The following is a 15,954-nucleotide window of genomic DNA, read 5'->3' as shown; positions in this document are numbered from 1 at the left end:
AGATAAATAAAATGAAAATTATACATTGGTTTCCGGACGCGCGTTGCCGGATACTGCGCGCTATCTTCTTCCCGTGATGAAAAAACCATGAGCCAACAAAACGCCCATCCGGGCCTCAGCCCGGCGCTGACCGTGCTGATCGCCATCGCTACCGGCCTGGCGGTCGCCAGCAACTATTACGCGCAACCGCTGCTGGAAACCATCGCCACCGGTTTCAACCTGTCGGTCAACCAGGCCGGCTTTATCGTCACCGCCGCGCAGCTCGGTTATGCAACCGGCCTGCTGCTGCTGGTGCCGCTCGGCGATATGTTCGAGCGCCGCGGGCTGATCGTGTTCATGACGCTGCTGGCCGCCGGCGGCATGCTGATCACCGCCACTTCCGCCACGCTGCCGATGATGATCCTCGGCACCGCGCTCACCGGGCTGTTCTCGGTGGTGGCGCAGATCCTGGTGCCGCTGGCCGCCACGCTGGCCCACCCGGAAAAGCGCGGCAAGACCGTCGGCATCATCATGAGCGGCCTGCTGCTCGGCATCCTGCTTGCGCGCACCGTCGCGGGCGCCTTGGCGTCGTTCGGCGGCTGGCGCACCATCTACTGGGTCGCCAGCGTGCTGATGATCCTGATGGCGCTGATCCTGTGGCGCGCGCTGCCGCGCTATAAGCAACACTCCGGGCTGAACTACCCGCAGCTGCTGGCCTCGATCTTCAGCCTGTTCTGCCGCACGCCGCTGCTGCGCACTCGCGCCATCCTCGGCGCCCTGTCGTTCGCCAACTTCAGCGTGCTCTGGACCTCAATGGCCTTTCTGCTCGCCGCGCCGCCGTTCAACTATTCCGAAGGGGTGATCGGACTGTTCGGTCTGGTGGGCGCCGCCGGAGCGCTGGCCGCTTCGCGCGCCGGGCATCTGGCGGACAAAGGCAAGGCCGGGTTGACCACCACCGTCGGCCTGGTATTGCTGCTGCTGTCCTGGATACCTATCGCGCTGGCTAAACAATCGCTGTGGGCGCTGATCGCCGGCATCCTGATCCTCGATCTGGCGGTGCAGGCGGTACACGTCACCAACCAGAGCGTGATGTATCGCATCTTGCCGGAGGCGCGCAACCGCCTGACCGCCGGCTACATGACCAGCTACTTTATCGGCGGCGCGCTCGGTTCGCTGCTCTCCGCGTCCGCCTATCAGCATGCAGGCTGGTACGGCGTAGCCGCCGTCGGAGGGGTGTTATGCCTGCTCAACCTGCTGACCTGGTGGCTCGGCAAGCATCACGATCCGCAGGGGCCGGCGGCAATCTGATTATCGTGCAAATAGTCACTAAAGAAATTTATTAGCGGTGCAGGGTATAAACATTACTTACTCTCTGGTAATGTTCTGGGCATAAACTATTGACGACCTATCTACCCTGCGACCCACAACCATGCAAAGCCAAGCTGCAGACAGCCTTACTCCGCCCGCCGTCAGCGCCACCTTCGCCAACGGCGTCGTCGACAGTTTGCCGATCGTCATCGGGTACGTGCCGGTGGCGTTCGCTTTCGGCCTCAGCGCCGTCAAACTGGGCTTTTCCCCGCTGGAAAGCATTTTCTTCTCCTGCATCATCTACGCCGGCGCCAGCCAGTTCGTGATCACCGCCCTGCTGAGCGCCGGCATGTCGCTGTGGGTCTCCGCGCTGACGGTAATGGCGATGGACGTGCGCCACCTGTTGTATGGCCCGGCGCTGCGTCACCGCATCGTCTCGCGCCTGTCGCCCGGCAAAACGGCGCTGTGGGCCTTTGGCCTGACCGATGAGGTCTTCGCCGCCGCCACCGCCAGGCTGATGCGCAATAACCGCAGCTGGAGCGAAAACTGGATGCTGGGCATCGCGCTCTGTTCCTGGCTCTCCTGGGTAGCCGGCACCGCGCTCGGCGCGCTGTTCGGCAACGGTCCGCTGGAGCAGTTCCCGGTGATCGAGGCCTCGCTCGCCTTCATGCTGCCGGCGCTGTTTCTCAGTTTCCTGCTGGCCGCTTTCCGGCGCCCGCAGAGCCTGACCATCGCCGCCGCGCTGGCCGGCGCGCTGCTCGGCGTGGTGCTGTTCTCCATTCCGGTCGCCATTTTGGCCGGCATCGGCGCCGGCTGCGCCGCCGCCCTGTTCCAACCCCCGCACGCGGAGGCCAGCCATGAACACTGATGTGCTGGTGATCGGCCTGGTGGTGGGCTGCGCCAACTACCTGTTCCGTTATCTGCCGCTGCGGCTGGCGCCGGCGCGCGCTCAGCCCGGCATCAAACGCGGCAAAGCCGCCCTGCTGCTCGACAGCATCGGCATCGCCTCCATCTGCGCCCTGCTGGTGGTCTCCAGCACGCCGGTGGTGATGCGCGAACCGGACAAGCTGCTGCCGACGTTAGCGGGGTTCGCCGCGCTGGCGCTGTGCTTCTACCGCAGTAAAAGCATCATTCTGTCGACGCTGCTCGGCGCGACGGCCTTTGGCGTCACATTAAAATTGCTAATGTTTTTCGGCCCTGGCTGACGCCGCCTCCGACCGTTTGGCTTCACACTGGCGTTTTCAGGCGTCACATCTTTACAAACACTGACAAATGACACGAATTGCTAAATTATCCGCACGGCTGAACATTTACATTATTTGTCACCGTCGTTACTATCTCGAACGAAATTAATGAGGCCCTAAATTATGGAAAGCTCGTTTGCCCCCATAGAACAAATGCTGAATTTCCGCGCCACGCGGCAGAAAGATTTCCCTTATCAGGAAATCCTGCTGACCCGTCTGTGCATGCACATGCAAGGCAAGCTGCTGGAAAATCGCAATAAGATGCTGAAAGCGCAGGGGATTAACGAAACACTGTTTATGGCGCTGATTACCCTGGATGCGCAGGAAAGCCACAGCATCCAACCTTCTGAGCTAAGCTCTGCCCTGGGCTCCTCGCGCACCAATGCGACCCGCATCGCCGACGAGCTGGAGAAGCGCGGCTGGATCGAACGCCGGGAAAGCGACAACGATCGCCGCTGCCTGCATCTGCATCTGACGACGCAGGGGGAAGAATTTCTCAGTCAACTGCTGCCGCCGCAGCACCAATGTCTGCATTTCCTGTGGTCCACGCTGACCGACGATGAGCAAAAACAGCTGGAACAGCTGACGCGCAAATTGCTGGCACGTCTGGATCAAATGGAAATCACAGAACAGTTACCCTAATTCACAATTTCTGTTCAGGTACCTACTTATGCGATCCCCATTTCACTGGAGATTCACCCCGCTGTTCGCCGTGTTGCTGCTGGCCGGGTGTGCTTCTACCGATAATATTGCCCCGCAATCCACGCTGATGGATCCGCAGAGCCTGCAGTTGGCTCAGCCGAAAGTCAGTTCGCTGGCCGTCAGCCCGCAGTGGTGGCGCGCCCTCAAGGATCCGCAGCTGGACGCCTTGATGACGCAAACACTGCAAAGTTCGCCGACCCTGCGTCAGGCCGCCGCCCGCGTGCGCGAAGCGCAGAGCGTGGTAGGCGAAGCCAACGCCGCCAACGGGCCGAACCTGGATCTGAACGCCAGCACCCAGCGTCAGCGCGTGCCGCAGAACGTCAATATGGGGCTGGGGTATCCGCATAAGCCGATCTATTCAAGCTCCAACTCGCTGGGGTTGAACCTGGCGTACGAGTTCGACTGGTGGGGCAAATACCGCAACCAGGTGAACGCCGCCAAGGCGCAAGTGAACGCAGCGCGCGCCGAGCAGGAACAGGCGGCGCTGACGCTGACCAGCTCGGTGGCGTCCGCCTACTATCAGCTGCAGAGCAATCTCGCGCTCGAGAAGCTGCTGCAGCAGGAAGTGAACAACAACGAGCGCCTGACCGCGCTGCGCCAACAGCGCTATCAGGCCGGCCTGACCGGCGTCGACGTGCCGCAACAAACCCAGGCGCAGTCCGACGTCGCCAAACAGCAAATTCTGCAGCTGCAGTCGCAAATCGAACAGCTCAGACACCAGCTCGCCGCGCTGGCGGGCCAGGGGCCGAACGCCATGCAGCACCTGCGTCAGGTGCCGCTGCCTGCAGACAACCTGATGGCGCCGCAGGGCGAACTGACGGCGGATCTGCTGGGCAAACGCCCGGACATCGCCGCGCAACGCCAGCTGGTGGAATCTTACAGCCAGCGCGTCAGCGCCGCGCGTAAAGAGTTTTACCCCAGCCTGACCATTTCAGCCTTCGCCGGCCTGATGACCACCAATACCAGTGGCACCAGCCCGAATCTGTTTGAAGCGGCCAGCCAGGCCTGGAACGTGATGCCGGCGATCTCGCTGCCGATCTTCCACGCCGGCGCCCTGCGCAGCAAGCTGGGTGAGGAATCCGCGCTGTATGACGAAGCGGTGGAATCCTACAACCAAACCATCCTGAATGCGGTACAGGAAACCGCCGACGCCATCACCATCCAGCAGAGCTCTGCACAACAGCAGCTGCAGGCGGCGTCCGCGGCCCAGTCGATGCAACAGGTGTATCAGGTCGCCAACGCCCGTTACCAGGCAGGGATTATCGGGCGCGACGATCTGTTGACCAGCCAGACGCAGCTATTGCAGCAGCAACAGGCGGAGTTGAATGCCAGCAGCAATTTACTGCAGGCGAAGATAGGACTGATCCGCGCGTTGGGCGGTGGCTATCAGGCCCCGGCCGCAGCGGATTCGAAAGCATAATAATATAAGGCTTGGAGAACACCATGAGCGCAAGCGCGGAAACCCAAAACCCGCAGCAGCCGAGCGGCAAAAAGAAGCAGCGCAAATTTTGGCTGCTGTTGCTGACGGTTATTTTCATTGTTATAGGGGTGGCTTATTTAGTGTATTGGTTCCTGGTGCTGCGTCATCACCAGGAAACCGACGACGCCTACGTCTCCGGCAACCAGGTGCAGATCATGGCCCAGGTGTCCGGCAGCGTGAACAGCGTCAACTTCGACAACACCGACTACGTCAAGCAGGGCGACGTGCTGCTGACGCTCGATCCGACCGATGCCGAGCAGGCGTTTGAACGCGCCAAAACCGGCCTGGCCAACAGCGTGCGTCAGACCCACCAGCTGATCATCAACAGCAAGCAGTATCAGGCCAACATCGCCTTGCGCAAGACCGATCTGAGCAAGGCCGAGAACGATCTGAAACGTCGCGTGGTGCTGGGCAGCGTTGACGCCATCGGCCGCGAAGAGCTGCAACACGCTCGCGATGCGGTCGACAGCGCCAAAGCCGCGCTGGAAGTGGCGGTGCAGCAATACAACGCCAACCAGGCGATGGTGCTGAACACCCCGCTGGAACAGCAACCGGCGATCCAGCAAGCCGCCGCGCAGATGCGCGACGCCTGGCTGGCACTGCAGCGTACCAAAGTGATCAGCCCGATTACCGGCTATGTCTCGCGCCGCAGCGTGCAGGTCGGCGCGCAGATCGCCGCCGGTTCGCCGCTGATGGCGGTAGTGCCGGCCGATCACATCTGGGTTGACGCCAACTTCAAGGAAACGCAAATCGCCAATATGCGCATCGGCCAGCCGGCGACGGTGGTCAGCGACGTCTACGGCGACGACGTGGTGTATCAAGGCAAAGTGGTCGGTATCGACATGGGCACCGGCAGCGCCTTCTCGCTGCTGCCGGCCCAGAACGCCACCGGCAACTGGATCAAGGTGGTGCAACGTCTGCCGGTGCGTATTGAGCTCGACGCCAAGCAGGTGGCCGATCATCCGCTGCGCATCGGTCTTTCGACGCTGGTGACCGTCGACACGACCAACCTGGACGGCCGCGTGCTGTCTGACGTGGTGCGCGACAAACCGCTGTATCAGAGCGACGCGCTGGCGTTGAATCTGGCGCCGGTTAACCAGCTGATCGCCGACGTGATCCATGCGAACGCCGGCTAAGCGCGCGGGAGGCCATCTTGCCACAGAAACCGCTTGAAGGCGCCCAGCTTGCCTGGATGACGGTCGCGCTCGCCATGGCGACCTTCATGCAGGTGCTGGACTCCACCATCGCCAACGTGGCGATCCCCACCATTGCCGGTAACCTCGGGTCTTCCAACTCGCAGGGCACCTGGGTGATCACCTCGTTCGGCGTGGCGAACGCCATCTCGATCCCGATCACCGGCTGGCTGGCGAAGCGCATCGGCGAAGTGCGGCTGTTCCTCTGGTCCACCGCGCTGTTCGTTCTCGCCTCCTGGCTGTGCGGCATCTCCAACAGCCTCGGCATGCTGATCTTCTTCCGCGTGATCCAGGGCGTGGTGGCCGGGCCGCTGATCCCGCTGTCTCAGAGCCTGTTGCTGAACAACTACCCGCCCGCCAAGCGAGCGATGGCCCTGGCGCTCTGGTCGATGACCGTGATCGTCGCGCCGATCTTCGGGCCAATTCTCGGCGGTTACATCAGCGACAACTACCACTGGGGTTGGATCTTCTTCATCAACATCCCGATCGGCGCCTTCGTTATCCTGGCGGCGATGGCGACGCTGAAGGGGCGAGAAACCAAAACCGAGATCAAGCCGATCGACACCGTCGGCCTGGTGCTGTTGATCGTCGGCATCGGTTCGCTGCAGGTGATGCTCGATCAGGGCAAGGAGCTGGACTGGTTCAACTCGACCGAGATCATCACCCTGACCGTCGTGGCGGTCGTGGCGCTGCTGTTCCTGGTGGTCTGGGAACTGACGGACGATCATCCGGTAGTGGATTTGTCGCTGTTCAAGTCGCGCAACTTTACCATCGGCTGTCTGTGCATCAGCCTGGCGTACATGCTGTATTTCGGCGCCATCGTTCTGCTGCCGCAGCTGCTGCAAGAGGTGTACGGCTATACCGCCACCTGGGCGGGGCTGGCGTCGGCGCCGGTCGGGCTGATCCCGGTGCTGCTGTCGCCGATCATCGGTAAGTTCGGCAACCGGCTCGACATGCGCAAGCTGGTGACTTTCAGCTTCATCATGTATGCCGTGTGCTTCTACTGGCGCGCCTATACGTTTGAACCGGGCATGGACTTCGGCGCTTCGGCCTGGCCGCAGTTCGTTCAAGGTTTCGCCATCGCCTGCTTCTTCATGCCGTTGACCACCATCACGCTGTCCGGCCTGCCGCCGGAACGCATGGCGGCGGCATCGAGCCTGTCGAACTTTACGCGAACCCTGGCGGGGTCGATCGGCACCTCGATCACCACCACCCTGTGGACGCAGCGCGAATCGCAGCACCATTCGCAACTGACGGAGTTCGTCAACCCGTACAATCCGCAGTCGCAGGAGATGTACCGGCAGCTCGAGCAGCTCGGCATGAGCAAGCAGCAGGCGTCGGCCTACATCGCCAACGAGATCACGGCACAGGGGCTGATCATCTCCGCCAACGAGATTTTCTGGCTGTCGGCCGGGGTATTCCTGGTGCTGCTGGCGCTGGTGTGGGTAGCGAAACCGCCATTCAGCTCCGGCGGCGGCGGGGGCGGCGGCGCTCACTAAGCTTCAATAAACGAAACGGGCGCCCTGAGGCGCCCGTTTTTTTATTCGACGTAATGAAAATCACGCCTGATTCTGACGCCACCAGTCCGCCAGCAGAATGCCGGTCGCCACGGAAACGTTCAGGCTTTCTACCTTGCCGGTGCCGCCGATAGACACGTTCATATCGCCCTGCTGCCAGGCGCTGTCGCTGAGGCCGTCGCGCTCCTGGCCCAGCACCAGCACCATCTTGGCCGGCAGCTTGGCCTGCGCCAGCGCGGTGCCTTTGTGGCTGGAGGTGGTGACGATGGTGTAACCCGCCTTGCGGAAGGTATCCAGCACCGACAGGAAATCATCGGCGTTGATCGCCTTGATGTGCTCCGCGCCGCCTTCTGCGGTACGCACCGCCGCGCCGGATTCCAGCAACGCCGGATCCTGCAGCAGCACGCCGTTGACGCCGAAGTGGGCGCACGAACGGACGATGGCGCCCAGGTTATGCGGGTTGCCGACTTCTTCCAGCGCCAATACGCAGTCGGTCGCCGGCGCAGTTTTCAGGTAGGTCTGCGCATCCAGGCCCTGACGCTTTTTGATCAGGAAGCAGACGCCGCCGTGGTGCTCGGTGCCGGAAGCCTTGGCCAGCTCTTCCTCATCCACCACGTGGTAGGCTTTGCGGTTAGCCGCCATCCAGCGCAGCGCTTCACGGAAGCGCGGCGTGACCGACTGCACGAACCAGGCGCGCACGATCGCTTCCGGGCGGCTGGCGAACAGCGCCTGACAGGCGTTCTCACCGTAAACGCGGGTTTCTTCCGCGCGCTGGCGGCGCAACTGTTCCGGATCGATGAAGCTTTTGCCGCTGATGCCGCCGTGATCGAACGCCGGCTCTTCACTCGGCGCGCGCGACACGGTTCTCCACGGCGACTCGTTGCCGCCGCGATCTTCAGAGCGCGCCGGACGGCGAGGACGATCGCTTTCACTGCGGCGGGAATCGGCTCCGCGACGGTCATTGCCGCCGCGCGCCTTGTCTTGACCGGTGCGGCCCGAGCGCGCACCGTCAGCCGGACGGCCTTTGCCGGCCGGACGTTTATTCTTGTTGCGGTCGTCGCCGTTGTCGTCGTCGCTGCGGACGTACATCACTTTGACCTTACCGTTCTTGCCACTAAATGAATCGTTCATTGTCTTCTCCACCAACGCGCAGGGCGCGAAGATTACCTGATGTTGGTGCATGAAGCCACCAACTTGCGCTAAAAGCTCCCAACTATCACATCCATTGAACAAACCTCATTGTTCATGCGCCGGGTTTTGCCGATAATCGTCAGCATTAAAGAAACATCTCCGCAACCGCGTTGCGGGGACCCGGCTTTCTCAGTACCCGAGGTCAACATGAATACAGTTTGTGCAGCTTGCAATGCCACCAACCGTGTGCCGGAAGAACGTCTGGCGGACAACGCGAAATGCGGCCGCTGCGGCCATGAGCTCTTCGACGGTGAAGTGATCAACGCCACCGCCGCCACGCTGGACCAGTTGCTGCAGGACGATCTGCCGGTCGTGGTCGATTTTTGGGCGCCGTGGTGCGGCCCGTGCCGCAGCTTTGCGCCGATCTTTGAAGACGTGGCCGAAGAGCGCGCCGGCAAAGTGCGCTTCGTGAAAGTGAACACCGAAGCCGAGCCGGAACTGAGCGCCCGTTTCCGCATCCGCAGCATCCCGACCATTATGGTGTTCCGTCAGGGCAAGATGGTCGACATGCTCAACGGCGCGATGCCGAAGGCGCCGTTTGACAACTGGCTCAACGAGTTAGTGTGATTCGGCAAGTATAGGCCGTATCCCGCCATCGCGCGCGAACGCGCCCCGATCGAGCCCGCCCCTCCCGGCGGGCTTTTTTCTGCGTTACAATAGCGGTTTTTCCCCAGGATCGTTATGACCGACAACGCCGTACTTCGCCTGCGCCAATTCCGTTTAGACCGCGCCACCCGCCCCTTTCTGGCGCGCGGTTGCCGAGTGGCGCGTTGTCAGGGGTGCCTGCTGCCGCATAAGAACTGCCTGTGCGACACCATTCGCCCGCAGCAGGCCGGCAGCCGTTTCTGCCTGATCATGTTCGGCGCCGAGCCGCTCAAGCCCAGCAACACCGGGCGCCTGATCGCCGATATCCTGCCGGACACCCAGGCGTTCCTCTGGTCGCGTACCGAGGTCGATCCCGCCCTGCTGGCGGCCATCAACGATCCGACACGGCAGCCTTACGTGGTGTTCCCCGCGTCCTACGCCGACGCCGAGCGGCCGGTGTTCAGCGAACTGCCCGTCGGCGGCAAACCGCCGCTGTTCATCATGCTGGACGGCACCTGGGCGGAAGCGCGCAAAATGTTCCGTAAAAGCCCGTATCTCAATCAATTCCCGGTGTTTTCACTCAACGTCGACGCCGCATCGGCCTACCAGCTGCGCGAAGCCAGCCGCGCCGAGCAACACTGCACGGCGGAAGTGGCCGCCGCCCTGCTGCAACAGGCGGGCGATATGCCGGCCGCCGACGGATTGAATCAGCATTTCCGCTATTTCCGTCAACAGTATCTGGCGGGAAAACCGACCCGACCGGAGGCACCGGTCACAGCAATGTAGCCATAAAGCGCCTAAAATCAGGCGTAACGTTGCCAAAAGGAGCCGTGCATGAGCCAGCGAGGGTTAGAAGCGCTACTACGTCCCAAATCGATCGCCGTGCTGGGCGCTTCGCAGCAGCCGGGCCGCGCCGGCAACCTGATGATGAGCAACCTGCTGGCCGGCGGTTTCGGCGGGCCCATCTTGCCGGTGACGCCGCGCTACAAGGCGGTATGCGGCGTCATGGCCTATCCCGACGTCGCCAGCCTGCCGCTGACGCCGGATCTGGCGATCATCTGCACCCACGCCAGCCGTAATCTGGCGCTGATTGAAGCGCTGGGCCAACGCGGCTGCAAAACCGCCATCGTGCTCTCTTCGCCGCCGGAACAGTTCGCCGAGCTCAAAGCCTGCGCGCAGCGTTACGCCATGCGGCTGCTGGGCCCCAACAGTCTGGGGCTGCTGGCGCCGTGGCAAGGCATCAACGCCAGCTTCTCGCCGGTGCCGATCCAAAAGGGCAAGCTGGCGTTTATCTCGCAGTCCGCCGCCGTCGCCAACACCATTCTCGACTGGGCACAGCAGCGCGAAGTCGGCTTCTCCTATTTCATCGCGCTGGGCGACAGCCTGGATATCGACGTCGACGACCTGCTCGACTTTTTGGCGCGCGACAGCAAGACCAGCGCCATCCTGCTGTATCTGGAAAACATCAGCGATGCGCGGCGCTTTCTCTCCGCCTCGCGCAGCGCCTCGCGCAACAAGCCCATTCTGGTGATTAAAAGCGGCCGTAGCCAACAGGCGCAATTACTGCTCAACAGCCAACTGGGGCTGGACGCCGCCTATGACGCCGCCATCCAGCGCGCCGGCCTGCTGCGCGTCCAGGATACCCATGAGCTGTTCTCGGCGGTGGAAACCCTCAGCCATATGCATCCGCTGCGCGGCGAACGGCTGATGATCGTCAGCAATGGGGCGGCGCCGGCGGCGATGGCCTTGGACGAACTGCTCGGCCGCAACGGCAAGCTGGCGACGCTGAGCGAGGAGAGCCTGGCGACGCTGAGCGACGCGCTGCCGGACTTCATTCGCGCCGGCAACCCGCTCGACCTGCGCGACGACGCCACGCCGCAGCGTTATCTGGCGGCTCTCGAAGCGCTGCTCGACAGCCACGACTATGACGCGCTGCTGCTGATCCACGCGCCGAGCGCGGCTGCGCCCGGCACCGCCACGGCGCAGCGGCTGATCGACGCGCTGCATCGCCATGCGCGCGGCAAGCGCATCACGCTGCTGACCAACTGGTGCGGCGAATACTCTTCGCAAGAGGCGCGCCGGCTGTTTACCGAAGCCGCCATTCCCACCTACCGCACGCCGGAAGGCGCTGTGACCGCCTTTATGCATATGGTGGAATACCGCCGCAACCAGAAGCAGCTGAAGGAGACGCCCGCGCTGCCGGTCGGCCTGACCGCCAATACCGCCGATGCCCACCGCCTGATTCATCAGGCGCTGGCCGAAGGCGCCACCCAGTTGGATACCCACGAGGTGCAATCCATTCTGCAGGCCTACGATCTGAGCACCCTGCCGACCTGGATCGCCGAAGACAGCGCCGAAGCGGTGCACATCGCCGAGCAGATCGGCTACCCGGTGGCGCTGAAGCTGCGCTCGCCGGATATCCCGCACAAATCGGAAGTTCAGGGCGTGATGCTTTACCTGCGCACCGCGACCGAAGTGCAACGCGCGGCGGAGGCGATCCTCGACCGCGTGAAGCGTACCTATCCTCAGGCGCGCATCCACGGCTTGCTGGTGCAGAGCATGGCCAACCGCGCCGGCGCCCAGGAGCTGCGCATCGCCGTGGAGCAGGATGCCATTTTCGGCCCGTTGATCATGCTGGGTGAAGGCGGCGTAGAGTGGCGCCAGGAAAATCAGGTCGCGGTCGCGCTGCCGCCGTTGAATATGGCGCTGGCGCGTTATCTGGTGCTGCAGGCGGTGAAAGGCGGCAAGATCCGCGGGCGCAGCGCACTGCGGCCTTTAGATATCCCCGGGCTGAGCCGCTTGCTGGTGCAGGTTTCCAACCTGATCCTTGACTGCCCTGAGATCGCCCGGCTGGATATTCACCCGGTGCTGGCTTCCGGCAGCGAGTTCACCCTGCTGGACGTTTCGATGCAGCTCGCACCGTTCAGCGGCGATCCGCAGGCGCGGCTGGCGATTCGGCCTTATCCGCATGAGCTGGAAGAAACCATCGCGCTGAAAGACGGCAGCCAATGCCTGTTCCGCCCTATCCTGCCGGAAGACGAGCCGGCGCTGAAGCATTTCATCGACCGGGTGACCAAGGAAGATCTCTATTACCGCTACTTCAGCGAGATCAACGAGTTTACCCATGACGATTTGGCCAACATGACGCAGATCGACTACGATCGGGAAATGGCCTTTGTGGCGGTGCGGGCAGACGAGATTATCGGCGTGACCCGCGCGCTGTCCGATCCGGACAACACCGATGCCGAGTTCGCCGTGCTGGTGCGTTCCGACCTGAAAGGCGTGGGGCTCGGCCGCCAGCTGCTGGAGAAAATGATCGCCTATGCGCGCGCGCATGGCCTGACCCGCCTGAGCGGCATCACCATGCCGAATAACCGCGGCATGATCGCGCTGGCGCAGCGGTTGGGCTTTGGCATCGAGGTGCAGCTTGAGGACGGCATCGTCAATCTGACGCTGCCGCTGCAGGCCGACGACGCGCAGTGACCTGCGTCGCAATGCGCTACGAATCCACCACTTAACGCCAAAACATACGCACAATCGAGGCAACTAATGGTATTATCGCCCGATTATTCGGTTTATTGTTTTTAAGTCTGTGGCGTTCCGGCCATCAATCATGAGAGAAGAAGCGCACTGTGATGTTGTCAAAATTTAAACGTAGCAAACATCAACAACACCTTGCACAACTGCCCAAACTCCCCCAGACGGTTGCTGATGTTCGTACTCTGTACGCGCCGTCCGACTTTCGCGCCACGCTGCTGGATTCCATCGCCAACGCCACCCAACGTATCTATCTGGTGGCTCTGTATCTGGAGCATGACGACGCCGGGCGTGAGATCCTCAACGCGCTGTATCAAGCCAAACAGCGGCGGCCCGAGCTGGAAATCTGCGTGCTGGTCGACTGGCACCGCGCACAGCGCGGGCGCATCGGCGCCGCCGCCGCCAATACCAACGCCGACTGGTACTGCGCCATGGCCAGCCAGCATCCGGAACAGTCGGTGCCGATCTACGGCGTACCGGTCAATACTCGCGAAGCACTGGGCGTATTGCATCTGAAAGGTTTTGTGGTCGACGATACCGTTATCTACAGCGGCGCCAGCATCAACGACGTCTATCTGCATCAGCATGAGAAATACCGTTACGATCGCTACCAGTTGATCACCAACGGCGTGCTGGCCGATACCCTGATCGATTACATCAAGCAGCATCTGCTCACCGCCGGCGCCGTACAACGCCTGGATCGCAGCGATCGGCCGAAAAGCCCGGAGATCAAAAACGAAACCCGTCTGTTCCGTTTCGCCCTGCGCCGCGCCGGTTACCACTTCCGCGGCAAGGCCGGCAACGATGAGCTGGCGGTGACGCCGATGGTTGGGCTAGGCAAACAAAGCGTGCTGAATAAAACCATTCATCACCTGATGTCATGCACCGACCAGAAACTGACGCTGTGCACTCCCTATTTCAACCTGCCGGCGCTGCTGGTGCGCAACATCATTTATCTGCTGCGACAGGGCAAGCAGGTGGAAATCATCGTCGGCGATAAAACCGCCAACGATTTCTATATTCCGGAAGACCAGCCGTTCAAAATCATCGGCGCGCTGCCCTACCTGTATGAGATCAACCTGCGCCGCTTCCTGAGCCGGTTGCAGCGTTACATCGACACCGGCCAACTGATCGTGCGTTTGTGGAAGGATGGCGATAACAGCTATCACCTGAAAGGCATGTGGGTAGACGAAGAGTGGCAGCTGATTACCGGCAATAACCTCAACCCGCGCGCCTGGCGGCTGGATCTGGAAAACGCCATTCTGATCCACGATCCCAAGCAAGAACTGCGCGAGCAACGGCAGAAAGAGCTGGAATGCATCCGTACTCATACCACTGTAGTCGGCCATTATCAGGAACTGCAAAGCATTCAGCAGTATCCGATCAAGGTGCGTAAGCTGATTCGGCGTCTGCGCCGTATCCGCATCGATCGGCTGATCAGCCGTATCCTGTAAGCGGTATGCTGACCCCGGCCAAGGCCGGGGTTTTTATTACAGCTGTATCTCCTTGCCTTTGCGATGCAACCGGAGCGAGACCAGCAGCGCCAGCAGGCACATGCCGGAGACATACCAGAAGAAGGCGTTCTCCACACCAAACGATTTAAGCGACAGCGCCACATATTCCGCCGAGCCGCCGAACATGGCGTTCGCCACCGCATAAGACAAGCCCACCCCTAAAGCACGTACCTCCGGCGGGAACATTTCGGCTTTAAGCAGCCCGCTGATCGCGGTGTAAAAACTGATGATGAACAGCGCCAGCACGATCAGGCCAAACGCCATATAAGGATTACTCACCTCTTTCAGAGCGAACAGGATCGGCACCGTCAACACCGTGGCAAAGGCCGAGAAGATCAACATCGAGCTGCGACGGCCGATTTTGTCCGAAAACGCGCCTACCGCAGGCTGCAGCAGCATAAAGACGAACAGCGCGACGGTCATGATGGCGCTGGCCAGCTTGGCGTCCATACCGGCGGTATTCACCAGATATTTCTGCATGTAGGTGGTGAAGGTGTAGAAGGTCAGCGAACCGGCGGCGGTAAAGCCCAGCACCATCAGGAACGCCTTGCGATTTTTCCACAGCCCCGTCAGCGAACCGGCATCTTTGTGGTTACGCGTCTTCGCATCGGAGGTTTCATTCAGCGAACGGCGCAGGTACAGCGCAACTACCGCCAACACGGCACCCAGGGCAAACGGAATGCGCCATCCCCAGGCTTTCAGATCTTCGGCGGGCAATATCTGCTGCAGGATCACCAGGACCAGCAACGCCAACAGTTGCCCGCCGATCAGCGTCACGTACTGGAACGAGGCGTAAAAGCCGCGTCGCCCCTTGATCGCCACCTCGCTCATATAGGTCGCGCTGGTGCCGTATTCTCCCCCTACCGACAGCCCCTGGAACAGGCGGGCGATCAGCAGCAACGCCGGCGCCCAGCTGCCGATCGATTCATACGTCGGCAGGCAGGCGATCACCAGCGATCCGGCGCACATCATACAGACCGAAAGCAGCATGGAATTTTTTCGACCATGCTTGTCGGCAATATAACCGAATAGCCAACCGCCAATCGGCCGCATAAAGAAGCCGGCGGCGAATACCCCGGCGGTTTGCAGCAGCTGCGTGGTGCTGTTGCCCGCCGGGAAGAACGAGGCGGCAAAGTAAATGGAACAAAAGGAGTAAACGTAAAAATCAAACCACTCCACCAGATTGCCTGATGAAGCCCCGACGATAGCGAAAATGCGTTTCTTGTTATCCAGCGCCCCCTGTTCGACGCCGTGCTCATCCCCAAGAGCCGATGTTGTTTCTGTCATGATGTATTCTCCGAGCCATAACAATGATGAAATTTGGCTTCCTGCCGCCCTGGTTGTTACTTTATTGTTATTTATAAGTTAACAGCCAAACTTAATAGCGGACGAAGAATATCTGACATTCAGAGAAACAATGCGTTGGTTTTGTGATGAATATTAAACAGTACGATGAAAGCTGAAGCGGATTACAACGGGGATTTTCCATTTTACGCAAAGCAAAAAGCCCTGAACGTCAGTTCAGGGCTTTCGGCTTTATTTGATGCCTGGCAGTGTCCTACACAATTCGTCTCATCCTGAGACTCTCCCCTCCGGGGCCGCCGCAAGCGGCGTTAAGGCCCGTTCCCGACGGGCCTTTCGCATGCCCATGCTCGAGCAGAACGCCAGATAACAGACAAAACAAAAAGCCCCATGCTTTCGCAT

General features: G+C 61.2%; 13 protein-coding genes. 11 read left to right on the top strand and 2 right to left on the bottom strand.

Going from position 1 to position 15,954, the window contains the following annotated elements:
* Window positions 1-87 precede the first annotated feature (87 nt).
* The 7 genes from ITX55_RS19420 (at window position 88) to emrB (ending at window position 7,405) form a co-directional block, all read left to right on the top strand.
* Complete coding sequence (locus tag ITX55_RS19420) at window positions 88-1,287, top strand: MFS transporter (RefSeq protein WP_108681819.1); 1,200 nt, start codon at window positions 88-90, stop codon at window positions 1,285-1,287.
* Between the two features lie 121 nt (window positions 1,288-1,408).
* The gene (locus ITX55_RS19415) at window positions 1,409-2,155 is read left to right on the top strand and encodes an AzlC family ABC transporter permease (RefSeq protein WP_033644163.1); all 747 of its coding nucleotides are present in this window, start codon (window positions 1,409-1,411) and stop codon (window positions 2,153-2,155) included.
* Window positions 2,145-2,492: an L-valine transporter subunit YgaH gene (ygaH, locus tag ITX55_RS19410; RefSeq protein WP_033644164.1), complete on the top strand. Its 348-nt coding sequence runs from the start codon at window positions 2,145-2,147 to the stop codon at window positions 2,490-2,492. Before ITX55_RS19415 ends, ygaH begins: the two co-directional genes overlap by 11 nt.
* A 162-nt stretch (window positions 2,493-2,654) precedes the next feature.
* Window positions 2,655-3,173 (top strand): transcriptional repressor MprA, encoded by a 519-nt coding sequence (mprA, locus tag ITX55_RS19405; RefSeq protein ID WP_223085300.1) that lies wholly within the window; start codon window positions 2,655-2,657, stop codon window positions 3,171-3,173.
* Between the two features lie 28 nt (window positions 3,174-3,201).
* Window positions 3,202-4,653 (top strand): efflux transporter outer membrane subunit, encoded by a 1,452-nt coding sequence (locus ITX55_RS19400; RefSeq protein ID WP_033644165.1) that lies wholly within the window; start codon window positions 3,202-3,204, stop codon window positions 4,651-4,653.
* A 23-nt stretch (window positions 4,654-4,676) separates the two neighbouring features.
* On the top strand, window positions 4,677-5,849 hold the full coding sequence (gene emrA, locus ITX55_RS19395) for a multidrug efflux MFS transporter periplasmic adaptor subunit EmrA (RefSeq protein WP_223085298.1): 1,173 nt from the start codon (window positions 4,677-4,679) through the stop codon (window positions 5,847-5,849).
* 17 nt (window positions 5,850-5,866) lie between these two features.
* Window positions 5,867-7,405, top strand: coding sequence for a multidrug efflux MFS transporter permease subunit EmrB (emrB, locus tag ITX55_RS19390; RefSeq protein WP_047025547.1), 1,539 nt, complete (start codon window positions 5,867-5,869; stop codon window positions 7,403-7,405).
* 60 nt (window positions 7,406-7,465) lie between these two features.
* Here emrB and ITX55_RS19385 read toward each other — a convergent pair whose 3' ends face one another.
* Entirely contained in the window at window positions 7,466-8,554 is a 1,089-nt protein-coding gene (locus tag ITX55_RS19385) for a tRNA/rRNA methyltransferase (RefSeq protein WP_033644167.1), read from the bottom strand.
* A gap of 207 nt (window positions 8,555-8,761) precedes the next feature.
* Here ITX55_RS19385 and trxC point away from each other — a divergent pair, with 207 nt between their 5' ends.
* The 4 genes from trxC (at window position 8,762) to pssA (ending at window position 14,190) form a co-directional block, all read left to right on the top strand.
* The gene (trxC, locus tag ITX55_RS19380) at window positions 8,762-9,181 is read left to right on the top strand and encodes a thioredoxin TrxC (RefSeq protein ID WP_004928868.1); all 420 of its coding nucleotides are present in this window, start codon (window positions 8,762-8,764) and stop codon (window positions 9,179-9,181) included.
* 114 nt (window positions 9,182-9,295) lie between these two features.
* The gene (locus ITX55_RS19375) at window positions 9,296-9,985 is read left to right on the top strand and encodes a tRNA-uridine aminocarboxypropyltransferase (protein WP_047573925.1); all 690 of its coding nucleotides are present in this window, start codon (window positions 9,296-9,298) and stop codon (window positions 9,983-9,985) included.
* Between the two features lie 48 nt (window positions 9,986-10,033).
* Window positions 10,034-12,682, top strand: coding sequence for a bifunctional acetate--CoA ligase family protein/GNAT family N-acetyltransferase (locus tag ITX55_RS19370; protein ID WP_033644169.1), 2,649 nt, complete (start codon window positions 10,034-10,036; stop codon window positions 12,680-12,682).
* Between the two features lie 152 nt (window positions 12,683-12,834).
* Window positions 12,835-14,190: a CDP-diacylglycerol--serine O-phosphatidyltransferase gene (gene pssA / locus ITX55_RS19365; RefSeq protein WP_033644170.1), complete on the top strand. Its 1,356-nt coding sequence runs from the start codon at window positions 12,835-12,837 to the stop codon at window positions 14,188-14,190.
* Window positions 14,191-14,226: 36 nt separating this feature from the next.
* Here the strand turns inward: pssA and ITX55_RS19360 are convergent, their stop codons facing one another.
* Window positions 14,227-15,537, bottom strand: coding sequence for an MFS family transporter (locus ITX55_RS19360; RefSeq protein WP_089192184.1), 1,311 nt, complete (start codon window positions 15,535-15,537; stop codon window positions 14,227-14,229).
* Window positions 15,538-15,954: the final 417 nt, after the last annotated feature.

It is taken from the genome of Serratia sp. EWG9, from assembly GCF_019913725.1.
Classification (GTDB): Bacteria; Pseudomonadota; Gammaproteobacteria; order Enterobacterales; family Enterobacteriaceae; genus Serratia; species Serratia ureilytica.
This window is presented reverse-complemented; position numbering and strand designations above follow the sequence as displayed.

Bases quoted from the DNA above. Each gene is read 5' to 3' on its own strand.
- ITX55_RS19420 (WP_108681819.1), top strand. From the start codon at position 88: ATGAGCCAACAAAACGCCCATCCGGGCCTCAGCCCGGCGCTGACCGTG.
- ITX55_RS19415 (WP_033644163.1), top strand. From the start codon at position 1,409: ATGCAAAGCCAAGCTGCAGACAGCCTTACTCCGCCCGCCGTCAGCGCC.
- ygaH (WP_033644164.1), top strand. From the start codon at position 2,145: ATGAACACTGATGTGCTGGTGATCGGCCTGGTGGTGGGCTGCGCCAAC.
- mprA (WP_223085300.1), top strand. From the start codon at position 2,655: ATGGAAAGCTCGTTTGCCCCCATAGAACAAATGCTGAATTTCCGCGCC.
- ITX55_RS19400 (WP_033644165.1), top strand. From the start codon at position 3,202: ATGCGATCCCCATTTCACTGGAGATTCACCCCGCTGTTCGCCGTGTTG.
- emrA (WP_223085298.1), top strand. From the start codon at position 4,677: ATGAGCGCAAGCGCGGAAACCCAAAACCCGCAGCAGCCGAGCGGCAAA.
- ITX55_RS19385 (WP_033644167.1), bottom strand. From the start codon at position 8,554: ATGAACGATTCATTTAGTGGCAAGAACGGTAAGGTCAAAGTGATGTAC.
- trxC (WP_004928868.1), top strand. From the start codon at position 8,762: ATGAATACAGTTTGTGCAGCTTGCAATGCCACCAACCGTGTGCCGGAA.
- ITX55_RS19375 (WP_047573925.1), top strand. From the start codon at position 9,296: ATGACCGACAACGCCGTACTTCGCCTGCGCCAATTCCGTTTAGACCGC.
- ITX55_RS19370 (WP_033644169.1), top strand. From the start codon at position 10,034: ATGAGCCAGCGAGGGTTAGAAGCGCTACTACGTCCCAAATCGATCGCC.
- pssA (WP_033644170.1), top strand. From the start codon at position 12,835: ATGTTGTCAAAATTTAAACGTAGCAAACATCAACAACACCTTGCACAA.
- ITX55_RS19360 (WP_089192184.1), bottom strand. From the start codon at position 15,537: ATGACAGAAACAACATCGGCTCTTGGGGATGAGCACGGCGTCGAACAG.